The 15,025-nt window shown below is 62.0% G+C and carries 12 protein-coding genes; all 12 read left to right on the plus strand.

From position 1 onward, the window contains the following. Positions 1-4 precede the first annotated feature (4 nt). The 12 genes from ACKLNA_RS16300 to ACKLNA_RS16355 all read left to right on the plus strand — a co-directional run bounded on the left by ACKLNA_RS16300 (position 5) and on the right by ACKLNA_RS16355 (position 15,000). Complete coding sequence (locus ACKLNA_RS16300; protein ID WP_408986441.1) at positions 5-1,504, plus strand: NAD(P)H-hydrate dehydratase; 1,500 nt, start codon at positions 5-7, stop codon at positions 1,502-1,504. Continuing rightward, positions 1,492-1,962, plus strand: a complete 471-nt coding sequence (gene tsaE / locus ACKLNA_RS16305; protein ID WP_408986442.1) for a tRNA (adenosine(37)-N6)-threonylcarbamoyltransferase complex ATPase subunit type 1 TsaE — start codon at positions 1,492-1,494, stop codon at positions 1,960-1,962. Before ACKLNA_RS16300 ends, tsaE begins: the two co-directional genes overlap by 13 nt. Positions 1,963-2,013: 51 nt before the next feature. Beyond that, a complete protein-coding gene (locus ACKLNA_RS16310; protein WP_371320912.1) occupies positions 2,014-3,399 on the plus strand; it encodes an N-acetylmuramoyl-L-alanine amidase in 1,386 nt (461 codons plus the stop codon). After that, a complete protein-coding gene (gene mutL, locus ACKLNA_RS16315; RefSeq protein WP_408986443.1) occupies positions 3,396-5,303 on the plus strand; it encodes a DNA mismatch repair endonuclease MutL in 1,908 nt (635 codons plus the stop codon). Before ACKLNA_RS16310 ends, mutL begins: the two co-directional genes overlap by 4 nt. Further along, entirely contained in the window at positions 5,303-6,274 is a 972-nt protein-coding gene (gene miaA, locus ACKLNA_RS16320; protein ID WP_408986444.1) for a tRNA (adenosine(37)-N6)-dimethylallyltransferase MiaA, read from the plus strand. Before mutL ends, miaA begins: the two co-directional genes overlap by 1 nt. 93 nt (positions 6,275-6,367) lie before the next feature. Further along, on the plus strand, positions 6,368-6,628 hold the full coding sequence (gene hfq, locus ACKLNA_RS16325; RefSeq protein WP_007902656.1) for an RNA chaperone Hfq: 261 nt from the start codon (positions 6,368-6,370) through the stop codon (positions 6,626-6,628). A 12-nt stretch (positions 6,629-6,640) separates the two neighbouring features. After that, the gene (gene hflX, locus ACKLNA_RS16330) at positions 6,641-7,942 is read left to right on the plus strand and encodes a ribosome rescue GTPase HflX (RefSeq protein ID WP_064379099.1); all 1,302 of its coding nucleotides are present in this window, start codon (positions 6,641-6,643) and stop codon (positions 7,940-7,942) included. Positions 7,943-8,038: 96 nt separating this feature from the next. Then, complete coding sequence (gene hflK, locus ACKLNA_RS16335; protein ID WP_085711157.1) at positions 8,039-9,211, plus strand: FtsH protease activity modulator HflK; 1,173 nt, start codon at positions 8,039-8,041, stop codon at positions 9,209-9,211. Beyond that, positions 9,211-10,080 carry a protease modulator HflC gene (gene hflC, locus ACKLNA_RS16340; protein WP_408986445.1) on the plus strand — a complete coding sequence of 290 codons (870 nt, stop codon included), beginning with the start codon at positions 9,211-9,213 and terminating at the stop codon, positions 10,078-10,080. The genes hflK and hflC overlap by 1 nt, the downstream gene beginning before the upstream one ends. Before the next feature lie 313 nt (positions 10,081-10,393). Then, positions 10,394-11,581 (plus strand): ATP phosphoribosyltransferase regulatory subunit, encoded by a 1,188-nt coding sequence (locus ACKLNA_RS16345; protein WP_114881212.1) that lies wholly within the window; start codon positions 10,394-10,396, stop codon positions 11,579-11,581. Between the two features lie 54 nt (positions 11,582-11,635). Beyond that, positions 11,636-12,925, plus strand: a complete 1,290-nt coding sequence (locus ACKLNA_RS16350) for an adenylosuccinate synthase (protein WP_085711159.1) — start codon at positions 11,636-11,638, stop codon at positions 12,923-12,925. A 140-nt stretch (positions 12,926-13,065) separates the two neighbouring features. After that, positions 13,066-15,000, plus strand: a complete 1,935-nt coding sequence (locus ACKLNA_RS16355; protein WP_408986446.1) for a methyl-accepting chemotaxis protein — start codon at positions 13,066-13,068, stop codon at positions 14,998-15,000. Positions 15,001-15,025: the final 25 nt, after the last annotated feature.

Consider the following 15,025-nt stretch of genomic DNA (forward strand, 5'->3'; position numbering starts at 1 on the left):
ACGCATGCCGCACACTAAAGATCAATTACCCGACGCGCTGTACCGCGCCGCGCAGGTGCGGGCACTCGACGCACGGCTGATTGCCGCCGGTACGCCGGGCTTCGAATTGATGCAGCGTGCCGCCCATGCCACCTGGCGCGCACTGGTACGCCAATGGCCTTCGGCGAACGAACTGACGGTGCTGGCCGGCCACGGCAACAACGCCGGCGATGGTTATCTGATCGCTGCGCTTGCCCGCCGTGCGGGTTGGGCGGTGCAGGTGCTGGCCGTCGGCGATCCGCAACGATTGCAGGGTGATGCGGCCCTGGCGCATGCCGAGGCGGTGGCCGAAGGCGTTGCGATTGCTGCGTGGACTGCTTCTGGTGAATTGCGCGGAATTCTTGTCGATGCGTTGCTTGGCACCGGTTTGAACGGTGAGGTGCGCGAGCCGTACTTGTCTGCGATCGAGGCAATCAATGCCAGCGACCTGCCCGTGGTGGCGGTCGATATCCCTTCCGGCCTGTGTGCCGACACCGGTCATGTGCTGGGCAGCGCGGTACGCGCCGATCTCACGGTGACCTTCATCGGTCTCAAGCCTGGCCTGTTTACCGGGGACGCGGCGGATCATGTCGGCGACCTGCTGTTCAACGATCTGCAAGCGCCTGCCGAAATCTACAGTGACATTGCCGTCGCCGCCCGCCGGCTCAACGCCGCTAATCTGCCGCGTCTGGCAGCCCGTGCACCGGCCGTGCACAAGGGGCGTTTCGGCCATGTTCTGTTGATTGGTGGCGATCACGGTTTTGGAGGGGCGATTCTGCTGAGTACCGAAAGCGCCTTGCGTAGCGGGGCGGGGATGGTGTCACTGGCAACTCGTCCGGAACATGTTCCGGCGGCGTTGAGCCGGGTTCCGGAAGCCATGGCGTTGGGCGCTTCATCGGCCAATCAACTGATGGGGCTGCTGGAAAAGGTGTCCGTATTGGTGGTCGGCCCGGGGCTCGGACAGGCGAGCTGGGGCCGGGCGCTGCTGTCGGCCGCCGCCAACGCGGCGCTGCCGCAAGTATGGGATGCCGATGCGTTGAACCTGCTGGCCTCCGGTTTCGTCAGTTTGCCAAAGGATTGCGTGATCACGCCGCATCCGGGGGAGGCGGCGCGACTGTTGGGGATCAGCACTGCCGAGGTGCAGGCGGATCGGCCGGCGGCGGCGCTGGCGTTGAGCAAAAAATACACAGCGGTGGTGGTGCTCAAGGGCGCCGGTAGTCTGATCGCTCATCCCGACGGGCGTCTGGCGTTGTGTCATCAAGGCCATCCGGCCATGGCCACTGCGGGCCTCGGCGATGTGCTGGCCGGTCTGGTCGGCGCGTTGCTGGCTCAGGGCATGAATGGGTTCGACGCAGCGTGCCTGGCGGTCTGGCTGCACGCCAACGCCGGGGCGCAACAAGGTAAATTCGGCCGTGGGCTGGCGGCCAGTGATCTGATTCCAGCCATTCGTCAGTTGTTGGAGGAGCATGCACCGTGTCTGAAGTAACCCTGTACCTGGCCGATGAACAGGCAATGAGCGACTTTGGCGCACGGATCGCCCGGATGACCGGCGGCCATGGTCTGATTTTTCTCGAAGGCAACCTCGGCATGGGCAAAACCACGCTGTCGCGGGGCATCATTCGCGGGCTGGGGCATGTCGGTGCGGTGAAAAGTCCGACCTTCACCCTGGTCGAACCCTACGAGATCGGTGACATCCGCGCCTTCCACTTCGACCTGTACCGCCTGGTGGATCCGGAAGAGCTGGAGTTTCTCGGCATCCGCGACTATTTCGAAGACGACGCCCTGTGCCTGATCGAGTGGCCCGATAAAGGTGCAGGCTTTTTGCCAAAGCCTGACCTGACCATTACCATTAGCCCGCAAGACAGCGGGCGTTCGCTGACTATTTTGTCCCAGGGCTCGCGTGGCGAGGCCTGGTGTGCCGCTTTGGCGTTGGAATCCAAATAAATGATGGGGTTAGGTATGCGCTTTCGCGCGTTGGTGGCTGCCGCTGGACTGATGTTGATGGCAGTAACCGTCAACGCTGTGGCCGAGACGAAGGTCAACAGCGTGCGCTTGTGGCGGGCGCCGGACAACACGCGTCTGGTGTTCGACCTGACAGGCCCGGTGCAGCACAGCGTCTTCACCCTCACCGCACCGGATCGACTGGTGATCGACATCAATGGCGCCACCCTTGGCGCGCCGTTGAAAGTCTCCACCGCCAACACACCGATCACCGCCATGCGCTCGGCCCAGCGTACGCCGACCGATCTGCGGGTGGTCATCGACCTGAAGAAAGCCGTCACCCCGAAAAGCTTCTCGCTGGCGCCGAACGCGCAATATGGCAACCGTCTGGTGGTCGACCTGTTCGATAACCCGGCCGATGCCGCGCCGCCGCCAACCCCTGCGCCGGCACCGACGGTTGCCACTGTTCCGGCCGTTCCGGTAACCCCGGCCGAACCTGCGATCAAACTGCCCCCGGCCCCGGCCGGCAAACGCGACATCATTGTGGTGATCGACGCCGGTCACGGCGGCGAAGACCCGGGTGCGTCCGGTTCACGCGGTCAGCGCGAGAAAGACGTAGTGCTGCAGATCGCCCGTGAACTGCAACGCCAGGTCAACGGCATGAAAGGCTTCCGCGCCGAACTGACCCGTACCGGCGACTACTTCATCCCGCTGCGCGGCCGTACCGAAATCGCCCGCAAGAAGGGCGCCGACCTGTTCGTTTCGATCCACGCCGACGCCGCGCCATCTGCAGCGGCCTTCGGGGCTTCGGTGTTTGCCTTGTCCGACCGTGGCGCAACGTCGGAGACCGCCCGTTGGCTGGCCGACAGCGAAAACCGTTCCGACCTGATCGGTGGTGCCGGCAACGTCAGCCTCGATGACAAGGACCGCATGCTCGCCGGCGTTCTGCTCGACCTGTCGATGACTGCCTCCCTGACCTCCAGCCTCAACGTCGGCCAGAAGGTCCTGACCAACATCGGCCGCGTCACGCCGCTGCACAAGCAACGTGTGGAACAGGCCGGGTTCATGGTGCTGAAGTCGCCGGACATCCCGTCGATCCTGGTGGAAACCGGCTTCATCTCCAACGCCAACGAAGCGAACAAGCTCTCGGCCTCGAGCCACCAGCAGGCGCTGGCGCGTTCGATCAGCAGCGGCGTGCGTCAGTTCTTCCAGCAGAACCCGCCGCCGGGCACTTACATTGCGTGGCTGCGTGATTCGGGCAAGATCGCCCAAGGGCCGCGTGATCATCGGGTCAGCCCCGGCGAAACCCTGGCCATGATTGCGGTGCGTTATCAGGTATCGGCAGCGACTCTGCGCAGTGCCAACAACCTGAGCAGCGATGAGCTGAAGGTCGGTCAGCACCTGACCATTCCGGGCACTGAACTGGCGTCCAAAGAATGAATCAGGTTCTGAACGCAGCGCGTATCGAACTGCTCAGCCCACGGCTGGCGAACCAGATCGCCGCCGGCGAGGTGGTCGAGCGCCCGGCCTCGGTGATCAAGGAGTTGCTGGAAAACAGCCTCGACTCCGGCGCCAGACGCATCGACGTCGATGTCGAGCAGGGCGGCGTCAAGCTGCTGCGGGTGCGCGACGATGGCAGCGGCATTTCCGCCGATGACCTGCCGCTGGCGCTGGCCCGTCACGCCACCAGCAAAATCCGCAACCTTGAAGACCTCGAACAGGTGATGAGCCTGGGCTTCCGGGGCGAGGCACTGGCGTCGATCAGTTCCGTGGCGCGCCTGACCCTGACCTCCCGCACCCGCGACGCCGATCAGGCCTGGCAGGTCGAAACCGAAGGCCGCGACATGGCGCCCCGCGTTCAGCCGGCGGCGCACCCGGTCGGCACCTCGGTGGAAGTCCGTGACCTGTTCTTCAACACCCCGGCACGGCGCAAATTTCTCAAGACCGAAAAAACCGAATTCGATCACCTGCAGGAAGTGATCAAGCGTCTGGCGCTGGCGCGTTTCGACGTGGCGTTCCATTTGCGCCACAACGGCAAGACCATCCTCAGTCTGCACGAGGCCCACGATGATGCGGCCCGCGCCCGGCGTGTGGCGGCGATCTGCGGTTCGGGCTTCCTGGAGCAGGCGCTGCCGATCGAGATCGAGCGCAACGGCCTGCACCTGTGGGGCTGGGTCGGTCTGCCGACCTTCAACCGCAGTCAGGCGGATTTGCAGTATTTCTTCGTCAACGGCCGTGCGGTGCGCGACAAACTGGTGGCTCACGCGGTTCGTCAGGCTTATCGCGATGTGCTGTTCAACGGCCGGCATCCGACGTTTGCGCTGTTTTTTGAAGTCGACCCTGCAGCGGTCGACGTCAACGTGCACCCGACCAAACACGAAGTGCGCTTCCGTGACGGGCGCATGGTGCATGACTTCCTTTATGGCACGCTGCACCGTGCGCTGGGCGATGTACGCCCGGAAGATCAGCTTGCCGGCTCGGTCACTACTGCCATCGTGCGGCCAACCGGTCTCGAGGCCGGTGAATTCGGCCCGCAGGGTGAAATGCGTCTGGCCGCCAATGCGTTGCTGGAGCAGCCGCAAGCACAACCGGCGTTCAATACCTCGTCGGGCGCGAGCACTGGCGGCGCCTATCAGTATCAATACACGCCACGTCCGCAACCTGCCGTCCCGGCTGCCGAGGCCCAGGCCGCGTATCGCGAGTTTTTTGCTCCGCTGCCCGAGGCGAATGCCAACGCATTGCCGGCCGGTCAGGAAGACATTCCGCCGCTGGGCTACGCACTGGCGCAGCTCAAGGGCATCTACATTCTGTCCGAGAACGCCCATGGCCTGGTTTTGGTGGACATGCACGCCGCTCACGAGCGGATCATGTATGAGCGCCTGAAGATCGCCATGGCCAGCGAAGGTTTGAGCGGCCAGCCGTTGCTGGTGCCGGAGTCGCTGGCGGTCAGTCAGCGCGAGGCCGATTGCGCTGAAGAACACGCGGCGTGGTTCCAGCGTCTCGGGTTCGAGTTGCAGCGTCTGGGCCCGGAAACCCTGGCGATCCGGCAGATTCCGGCCTTGCTCAAGCAGGCCGAGGCCAACCGTCTGGTGGGCGACGTGCTGTCGGACTTGATGGAATACGGCACCAGCGACCGGATCCAGGCACACCTGAACGAACTGCTCGGCACCATGGCCTGCCACGGCGCGATCCGCGCCAACCGCCGCCTGGCCTTGCCGGAAATGAACGGCCTGCTGCGCGACATGGAAAACACCGAGCGCAGCGGTCAATGCAACCATGGCCGACCGACCTGGACCCAGCTGGGCCTGGACGATCTGGACAAACTGTTCCTGCGCGGTCGTTGATGAGCCAGCTTCCTCCAGCGATTTTCCTGATGGGCCCGACCGCTGCGGGCAAAACCGACCTGGCCATCGAGCTGACCAAGGTGCTGCCGTGCGAGTTGATCAGTGTCGACTCGGCGCTGGTCTATCGCGGCATGGACATCGGCACCGCCAAGCCATCGAAAGAACTTCTGGCCGAGTATCCACATCGCCTGATCGACATTCTCGACCCGGCCGAGGCTTATTCGGCTGCGGATTTCCGCCGCGATGCCCTGCAAGCCATGGCCGAAATCACCGCGCGCGGAAAAATTCCGCTGCTGGTGGGCGGCACGATGCTCTATTACAAGGCTTTGGTCGAAGGTCTGGCGGACATGCCAGCGGCGGATCCCGAGGTTCGCGCACAGATCGAAGAAGAGGCTGCACGCCTTGGCTGGCAAGCCCTGCACGATCAACTGGCAGCAATCGATCCGGAATCGGCGGCGCGTATTCACCCGAACGATCCACAACGCCTGAGTCGTGCGCTGGAAGTTTACCGGGTCAGCGGTCAGAGCATGACTGAACTGCGGCTGAAGCAATCTGTACAAAGTACCGAAGCCGCGGCATCGGGACGGCAACAATTGCCCTATACTGTCGCGAACTTGGCCATTGCTCCGGCAAATCGTCAGGTACTGCATGACCGCATTAAACAAAGATTCACAAATATGCTGGAACAGGGATTCATCGACGAGGTCGTAGCCCTGCGTAATAGAAGTGACCTGCATGCCGGGTTGCCGTCTATACGTGCGGTAGGCTACCGCCAAGTCTGGGATTACCTGGATGGCAAGCTGACGGCGGCCGAAATGCAGGAGCGGGGCATCATCGCCACGCGCCAATTGGCCAAACGCCAGTTTACCTGGCTGCGCAGCTGGGACGATTTGCACTGGCTCGACAGTCTGGATTGCGACAATCTGCCACGCGCCTTGAAATACCTTGGGACCATCTCCATATTGAGCTGAGTCCTTGCAATTGCCGTCTATCCTTGGGGGTGTGGCGGCAAAAGCCATCTGATTACCTATTTTTTATATTGAATCCTTAAAGGAGTGCGGCACATGTCAAAAGGGCATTCGCTACAAGACCCTTACTTGAATACTTTACGTAAAGAGAAAGTTGGGGTTTCCATCTACCTGGTCAACGGTATCAAACTGCAAGGCACGATCGAGTCGTTCGACCAGTTCGTTATCCTGCTGAAGAACACCGTCAGCCAGATGGTTTACAAACACGCTATCTCTACAGTCGTGCCGGTTCGTCCAATTCGTCTGCCAAGTGCAACCGAATCCGAAGCAGGTGACGCTGAGCCAGGTAACGCCTGATAGGAGTCTCCTTTGTTCTTTGAGCGCCACGGTGGTGGTGAGCGAGTCATCCTCGTTCACTTGGATGGACAGGACCCTGAGGCGCGCGAAGATCCGCAGGAGTTTCAGGAACTGGCAAATTCGGCAGGCGCCGAGACCGTTGCGTTTTTTAACGTACCGCGTCATCGGCCAACCGCCAAATACCTGATCGGCAGCGGCAAGGTCGAGGAACTTCGCGATCTGGTACACGCCGAAGAAGCCGATCTGGTCATCTTCAATCACACCCTTACGCCCAGTCAGGAACGTAACCTCGAACGTGTGTTCGAGTGTCGCGTGATCGACCGTACCGGTCTGATTCTCGATATTTTTGCCCAACGCGCCCGTACCCATGAGGGCAAGCTCCAGGTTGAACTGGCCCAGCTTGACCACATGAGCACCCGGCTGGTTCGCGGCTGGACTCACCTTGAGCGACAGGGTGGCGGTATCGGCATGCGCGGCCCGGGTGAAACCCAGCTCGAAACCGACCGACGCCTGCTGCGGGTTCGCCTGCGCCAGATCAAGGGCCGGCTGGAAAAAGTTCGCAGTCAGCGCGAACAGTCGCGTCGCGGCCGTTCTCGTGCGGATATCCCTACCGTGTCTCTGGTGGGCTATACCAACGCCGGCAAATCCACGCTGTTCAATAACGTGACGAAGTCCGAGGTCTATGCGGCCGACCAGCTGTTCGCCACGCTGGATCCGACCCTGCGCCGTCTGGAACTGGACGACCTGGGGCCGATCGTTCTGGCCGATACCGTGGGTTTCATTCGTCACTTGCCGCACAAGCTGGTCGAGGCATTTCGGTCTACGCTCGAAGAGTCGAGCAATTCCGACCTGCTGTTGCACGTGATCGATGCGGCCGAACCGGATCGCATGTTGCAGATCGAGCAGGTAATGGTGGTGCTGGGCGAGATTGGTGCCCAGGACTTGCCGATCCTCGAGGTCTATAACAAACTCGATTTGCTTGAAGGCGTTGAGCCACAAATCCAGCGCGACGAAAACGGCAAACCTCAACGGGTCTGGTTGTCGGCGCGTGATGGCACTGGTCTGGAATTGCTTGAGCAAGCCATTGCCGAATTGCTGGGCAGTGATTTGTTTGTCGGAACCTTGCGTCTACCCCAGCGGTTTGCGCGTCTGCGTGCACAGTTCTTCGAACTGGGCGCGGTACAGAAAGAAGAATACGACGAAGAAGGTGTCAGCTTGCTGGCCATTCGATTGCCGCGCTCGGAGCTCAATCGACTGGTCAGTCGTGAAGGCGTTGTGCCGACGGAGTTCATCGAGCAACACACTTTGCAATAAAAGCCTGAAAAAGCGGTTGTGCCGCAACGGCAGGCATTCTGTAGCATTGGTCGGCGCGCCGTGGGTGCGTCTTTGCTTTATCAGATGGAGAGCGCTATGGCTTGGAATGAGCCGGGTGGCAACTCGAACAATCAGGATCCTTGGGGTGGCAAGCGCCGCAATAACGGCGACCGCAAGGGACCACCAGATCTCGACGAGGCCTTCCGAAAGCTGCAGGAAAGCCTGAACGGGTTGTTCGGTGGTGGTAAAAAACGGGGTGGTGATGACGGTGGCGGTTCGGGCAAGAGTGGCGGCTTCGGCGGCCTGCTCGGCATCGGCCTCGTCGTGCTGGCGGCCGTGTGGCTGTACAGCGCGGTGTACGTGGTGGACGAGCAGGAGCAGGCCGTGGTGCTGCGCTTCGGCAAGTACTACGAGACCGTCGGCCCGGGCCTGAACATCTACTTCCCGCCGATCGACAAGAAGTACATGGAAAACGTCACGCGCGAGCGTGCCTACACCAAGCAGGGCCAGATGCTGACCGAAGACGAGAACATCGTCGAAGTGCCACTGACCGTGCAGTACAAGATCAGCAACCTGCAGGACTTTGTGCTGAACGTCGACCAGCCGGAAATCAGCCTGCAGCATGCGACCGACAGTGCGCTGCGCCATGTGGTGGGTTCCACCGCGATGGACCAGGTGCTGACCGAAGGTCGTGAGCTGATGGCCAGCGAGATCAAGGAACGTCTGCAACGTTTCCTCGATACCTATCGCACCGGTATCACCGTCACCCAGGTCAACGTACAGAGCGCAGCTGCACCGCGTGAAGTGCAGGAAGCCTTCGATGACGTGATCCGCGCCCGTGAAGACGAGCAGCGTTCGCGCAACCAGGCTGAAACCTACGCCAACGGTGTGGTGCCGGAAGCCCGTGGTCAGGCCCAGCGCATCCTCGAAGATGCCAACGGCTACCGTGACGAAACGGTCTCCCGCGCCAAGGGTGAGGCCGATCGCTTCACCAAGCTGGTTGCCGAGTACCGCAAGGCGCCCGAGGTCACTCGTCAGCGTCTGTACCTGGACACCATGCAGGAAGTCTTCAGCAGCACCAGCAAGGTTCTCGTGACCGGCAACAAGAATGGCCAGAGCAACCTGCTTTACCTGCCGCTGGACAAGATGATTCAGAACAGCTCGGGCAGCAGTGCACCGGTCACCGGTTCAGCCGCCGCCAGCAACAACACGGATGTCGTGCCGCATGTCACTGACCTGCCGCAGACACGTACAAGGGAGACCCGCTGATGAGCAATAAATCGCTGATCGCCCTGATCGTTGGCGTTGTTGTGGTACTGGTTGGCTGGAACTGCTTCTACATCGTGGCTCAGACCGAGCGTGCGGTGCTGCTGCAGTTCGGTCGCGTGGTTCAGGCCGATGTCCAGCCGGGTCTGCATGTGAAGGTGCCTTACGTTAACCAGGTGCGTAAATTCGACGCACGTCTGATGACGCTGGATGCACCGACGCAACGCTTCCTGACCCTGGAAAAGAAAGCCGTGATGGTCGATGCCTACGCCAAGTGGCGCGTGAAAGATGCCGAGCGCTTCTACACCGCGACCTCCGGCCTCAAGCAGATCGCCGACGAGCGTCTGTCCCGTCGTCTGGAATCGGGCCTGCGTGACCAGTTCGGTAAACGTACCCTGCACGAAGTGGTGTCCGGTGAGCGCGATGCGCTGATGGCTGACATCACGGCGTCGCTGAACAAGATGGCGGAAAAAGAGCTGGGTATCGAAGTGGTCGATGTCCGGGTCAAGGCCATCGATCTGCCGAAAGAAGTGAACCGCAGCGTGTTCGAACGTATGAGCACCGAGCGTGAGCGTGAAGCTCGCGAGCACCGCGCCAAGGGTAACGAGCTGGCCGAGGGCATCCGTGCCGACGCCGATCGTCAGCGCCGCGTGCTGCTGGCTGAAGCCTATCGTGAATCCGAAGAGATTCGCGGTGACGGTGACGCCCAGGCCGCTGCGATCTACTCCAAGGCCTACGGTCAGGATCAGGAGTTCTACGGTTTCTACCGCAGCCTGCGTGCCTACCGTGAAAGCTTCGCGAACAAATCCGACGTCATGGTCCTCGACCCAGGCAGCGACTTCTTCCGTTACCTGGAAAAGTCCAAGCCTTGATACGACGTTGACCTGAATCATTCCGCCCGGCGGCTAAAACCTCGGGCGGGGTGATCCTTTCGGAAAACGTGTGTATGATGCGGCAGCCGGGAAATTCCCGGCTTTTTTGCGTCTGCACGTTTGATTGCTGTTTTTGTTGCAGAAGATCGGGTTGAATGACCCGGCAGTTTTTCGAGGAAAGTGATGGGCGAAGCCGGTAACAGGCCTTTCGCCGCGTCGTTCATGCGCGTGCGTTTTGAACGGGCCGGTCATTTTCTGCTTCACTCAAGGCTCGCCCTCGGGCTGGCCGCCCGGATCTAAGGGGAATGGCGTAATGGCAACGGTAGACCGCTGGCTGCTGCCAGATGGCATCGAAGAAGTACTGCCACCGGAAGCGGCGCGCATTGAAGTCGCGCGTCGTCAGGTGTTGGATCTGTTCCAGAGCTGGGGTTACGAGTTTGTCGTGACTCCCCATATCGAGTACCTGGAATCCCTGCTGACCGGCGCGGGCCAGGACCTGGATCTGCGTACCTTCAAGGTCATCGACCCGCAATCGGGCCGGCAGATGGGTTTCCGTGCCGACATCACGCCGCAAGTGGCGCGCATCGATGCGCACACCCTGCGTCGCGAAGGCCCGAGCCGTCTGTGCTACGCCGGCAGCGTGCTGCATGCCCAGCCACGTGCCTTGTCGTCCTCGCGCAGCCCGATCCAGTTGGGCGCCGAGTTGTACGGCGATGCCAGCCCGAGCAGCGACGTTGAAGTCATCAGCCTGATGCTGGCCATGCTGCAACTGGCCGATGTGCCGGATGTGCACATGGATCTGGGTCACGTTGGCATCTACCGTGGTCTGGCCCAGGCGGCCGGTCTGTCGGGTGAAGTCGAGCAGCAGCTGTTCGATGCGTTGCAACGCAAGGCCATCGACGAGGTCATTACCCTGACCGAAGGCCTGCCGGCTGATCTGTCCGGCATGCTGCGTGCGTTGGTCGACCTGTGCGGCGGCCGTGAAGTGTTGAGCGCTGCCCGTGAGCGTCTGGCCAATGCGCCGGCGCCGGTACTGGCGGCGCTGGAAGATTTGCTGGCGATTGCCGAGCGACTGTCGGCGCGCTTCCCGGAGCTGCCGCTGTACTTCGATCTGGGCGAGCTGCGCGGCTACCACTACCACACCGGTGTGGTGTTCGCCGTGTTCGTGCCGGGTGTCGGCCAGTCCATCGCTCAGGGCGGTCGCTACGACGACATCGGCGCCGACTTCGGTCGCGCCCGTCCGGCAACCGGCTTTTCCACCGATTTGAAAACCCTGGTGACCCTGGGGCGTGCTGAGGTCGAGCTACCGTCTGGCGGTATCTGGATGCCTGACAGTACGGATGCGGCACTCTGGCAGCAGGTTTGCCAGTTGCGCAGTGAGGGTCAGCGTGTCGTTCAGGCATTGCCTGGACAACCTTTGGCCGCCGCCCGTGATGCGGACTGCGACCGGCAATTGATCCAGCAGAACGGGCTTTGGCAAGTATCGCCACTGGCTTCTTGAGTTTTCCTGCCGGCCAACGCCGGCACCAAGTTTGCGCGAATGAGGACAAGTGTTATGGGTAAGAATGTCGTAGTCCTGGGCACCCAGTGGGGTGATGAGGGCAAAGGCAAGATCGTTGATCTGCTGACCGAACATGCTGCCGCCGTAGTGCGCTACCAAGGTGGCCACAACGCTGGCCACACACTGGTGATCGACGGTGAAAAAACCGTCCTGCACCTGATCCCGTCGGGCGTGCTGCGCGAAGGCGTGCAGTGCCTGATCGGCAACGGCGTGGTGGTTGCACCTGACGCCCTGCTGCGCGAGATCACCAAGCTGGAAGAGAAAGGCGTACCGGTGCGCGAGCGCCTGCGTATCAGCCCGTCCTGCCCGCTGATCCTGTCCTTCCACGTGGCGCTGGACCAGGCCCGTGAAAAGGCCCGTGGCGAGCTGAAGATCGGCACCACCGGTCGCGGCATCGGCCCGGCTTACGAAGACAAGGTTGCACGTCGTGGCCTGCGTGTGGGCGACCTGCTCAACATGCCGCGCTTCGAAGACAAGCTGCGTGAACTGGTGGACTACCACAACTTCATGCTGGTCGGTTACTACAAAGAGCCGGCCATCGAGTTCGAAAAGACCCTGGCCGAGTGCAAGGAGTACGCCGAGCTGCTGAAGCCGCTGATGCTGGACGTCACTGCCGAGCTGCACGACCTGCGTCGCGCCGGCAAAGACATCATGTTCGAAGGCGCCCAGGGTTCGTTGCTCGACATCGACCACGGTACCTACCCGTACGTGACCAGCTCCAACACCACCGCCGGTGGTGTGGCGACCGGTTCGGGCGTTGGCCCGATGTTCCTGGACTACATCCTGGGCATCACCAAGGCTTACACCACTCGCGTAGGTTCGGGCCCGTTCCCGACCGAGCTGTTCGACGAAGTCGGCGCGCACCTGGCCAAGCAGGGTCACGAGTTCGGTGCGACCACCGGCCGTGCCCGTCGTTGCGGCTGGTTCGACGCCGTTATCCTGCGTCGCGCTATCGATGTGAACAGCATCTCGGGCATCTGCCTGACCAAGCTGGACGTACTCGACGGCTTGGAAACCATCAACATCTGCACCGGCTACAAAGACGCGCAAGGCAACGCTGTTGCGCCGACTGACGCTGACAGCTATGTGGGCCTGCAGCCTGTGTACGAAGAAGTGCCGGGCTGGACCGAATCGACCGTGGGTGCCAAGACCCTGGAAGAGCTGCCGGCCAACGCTCGCGCCTACATCAAGCGCGTTGAAGAGTTGATCGGCGCGCCGATCGACATTATTTCGACGGGCCCGGACCGCAACGAAACCATCGTTCTGCGTCATCCGTTCGCTTGATAAGTCGTTGATGTAAAAACACAAAGGCCCCTTCATCGGGGCCTTTGTCGTTTATGCCTGTTGGACGGCATGACCTTTGCTGTGAATCTGTCTACAAGAGTGCCATCAAATTAATGGCGTCAGAAGTAGAGGGATTCACAGTGTCGGCCGTTCTCTCACTGTTACAAAGCCGTTTGTTGCGGCCCGTATTCGTTACCCTTGGTATCGCCCTTTTGGTGCAGGTGTTGGTGGCCGTCGCCCTGACGCGGAGCACCGTCACCGCGCTGGAAGCCGATCTGGGCACTCGCCTGGGCGCCGACAGCCAGAAGCTCTCCGGTGAGCTGGAGCAGGCCGGGCGTGAAGTCACGTCGAGCCTCGATACCTTGTCCACCAATACTCGCCAGCGTTTGACTGCCGGCCTGTCCTCGCGTCTGAAGGAGGAGCAGGCACAACTGCGTGCGACCCTGGAAAAAGACCTGAAGGACTCGGCCAACGACATGGCCCAGTTGCTCGCCTCCGTAGCGCCTCGCGCCATGTGGGACAGCGATGTGCCGACCCTGTCCGAATTCGCCCGCCGGGCCCAGCGCAATCCCAACGTGCTGTTCGTGGTTTACGACGACGCCACCGGCCAGCATCTGACCCGCTATCTCAACCGCGAAAACCCGATCAACAAGGCCCTTCTGGAAAAAGGCCAGGGCGAGCGGGCGCTGGATAAGGTGCTGGATGCGGCGAAGCATGATCCCTCGGTCTATTACCTCGAAGCCTCGATCAATCCCAACGGCGTGGAGATCGGCAAAGTGCTGATGGGCGTCTCGACGGCCTCGGTGGACACCGATCTGGCGGCACTCGATCAGCGCTTCTCGGCGCTGATCGCCAGCAGTGATCAACTGGTCGGCGACAGCCTCAAGGGCGCCGCCGCCGACAGCGCCACGGCCATGCGCGCGCGCCTGCAGTCGGCGCAATCCACCGCCGCCGAGATGAAAGCCAACACGACCAACACCGTACAGGACGCCGCTGCCACACTACGCTGGCGTATCGGTATGGGGCTGGCGCTGGTCGGCGCCGGCGTGCTGTTGCTGTTGGCGGTGGTGCTCGGCCACCGTGTGGTCAATCGCTTGAAGATGCTCAACGCTGCCATGGATGACCTGGCGGCAGGCGAGGGCGACCTGACCAAGCGGGTGCAGATCAACAGCAAGGACGAAATTGGCGACATGGCATCGGCAGTCAACCGCTTTGTGGATAAGTTGCAACCGATCGTGCGCGAGGCCGGGGATGTGGCCCAGCGCACCGGTGTGGAAATCGGCGCCATGACTTTGCGCAACGCCGGTGCCGATGCGGCGGCCGGGATGCAGCGCGATGAAGTGGCCGAAAGCCTGCGCGCGCTGTCGCAAATGGCCGACGAAGCACAATCGGAAAGCCATGCGATGCAGGCGGCGCTGAAGCAGGTGGTGGATATTCGTCAGGCCACCGATGAGAACACCCGCACGTCGGCCAAGGTCGGCAGCCTGATCGAGGCGCTGGCGGGGCAGGTCGACACCGGGGCGAAAGTCATCGAGCGGCTGGCGCAGCAGAGTGAGCAGATCGAAGTGGTGCTGACCGTGATTCACGGCATCGCCGAACAGACCAATCTTCTGGCGCTCAACGCCGCCATCGAGGCGGCCCGGGCCGGTGAGACCGGTCGCGGCTTTGCGGTAGTGGCAGACGAAGTCCGCGCGCTGGCGAGCAAGACTCAAAGCTCCACCGGTGACATTCAGGCGCACATCGTGGCCTTGCAGCAGGGCGCCCGTGAGGCGGTTGAGGCGATTGGTCAGGCCGGGCGTCAGGCCAGCGAAGGTTTGCTGGTGCTGCGTGACAGCGCGCGGTTGCAGCAGTCGGTGCAGGCGTCGGTCGAGCAGGTGCATGCGGCGATTGGTCTGGCGACTCAGGCAGCGGCGCATCAGGCTCAGGGTGCGCAGGCCGTGCGTGGTCGGGTCGAGACGATTCATGCCCAGGCCGAGAAAGCCGCTCAGGCGGTGGTCGAAACCACGGCCAGCGGCAAGGTGCTGGATGGTCTGGCGGCGCAGCTCAAGGCCAGCCTGGGGCAGTTCCGGGCCTGATATGACAGGCAAAAAAAATCGCAGC

Source organism: Pseudomonas sp. UV AK001 (assembly GCF_046097675.1).
Classification (GTDB): domain Bacteria; phylum Pseudomonadota; class Gammaproteobacteria; order Pseudomonadales; family Pseudomonadaceae; genus Aquipseudomonas; species Aquipseudomonas kribbensis.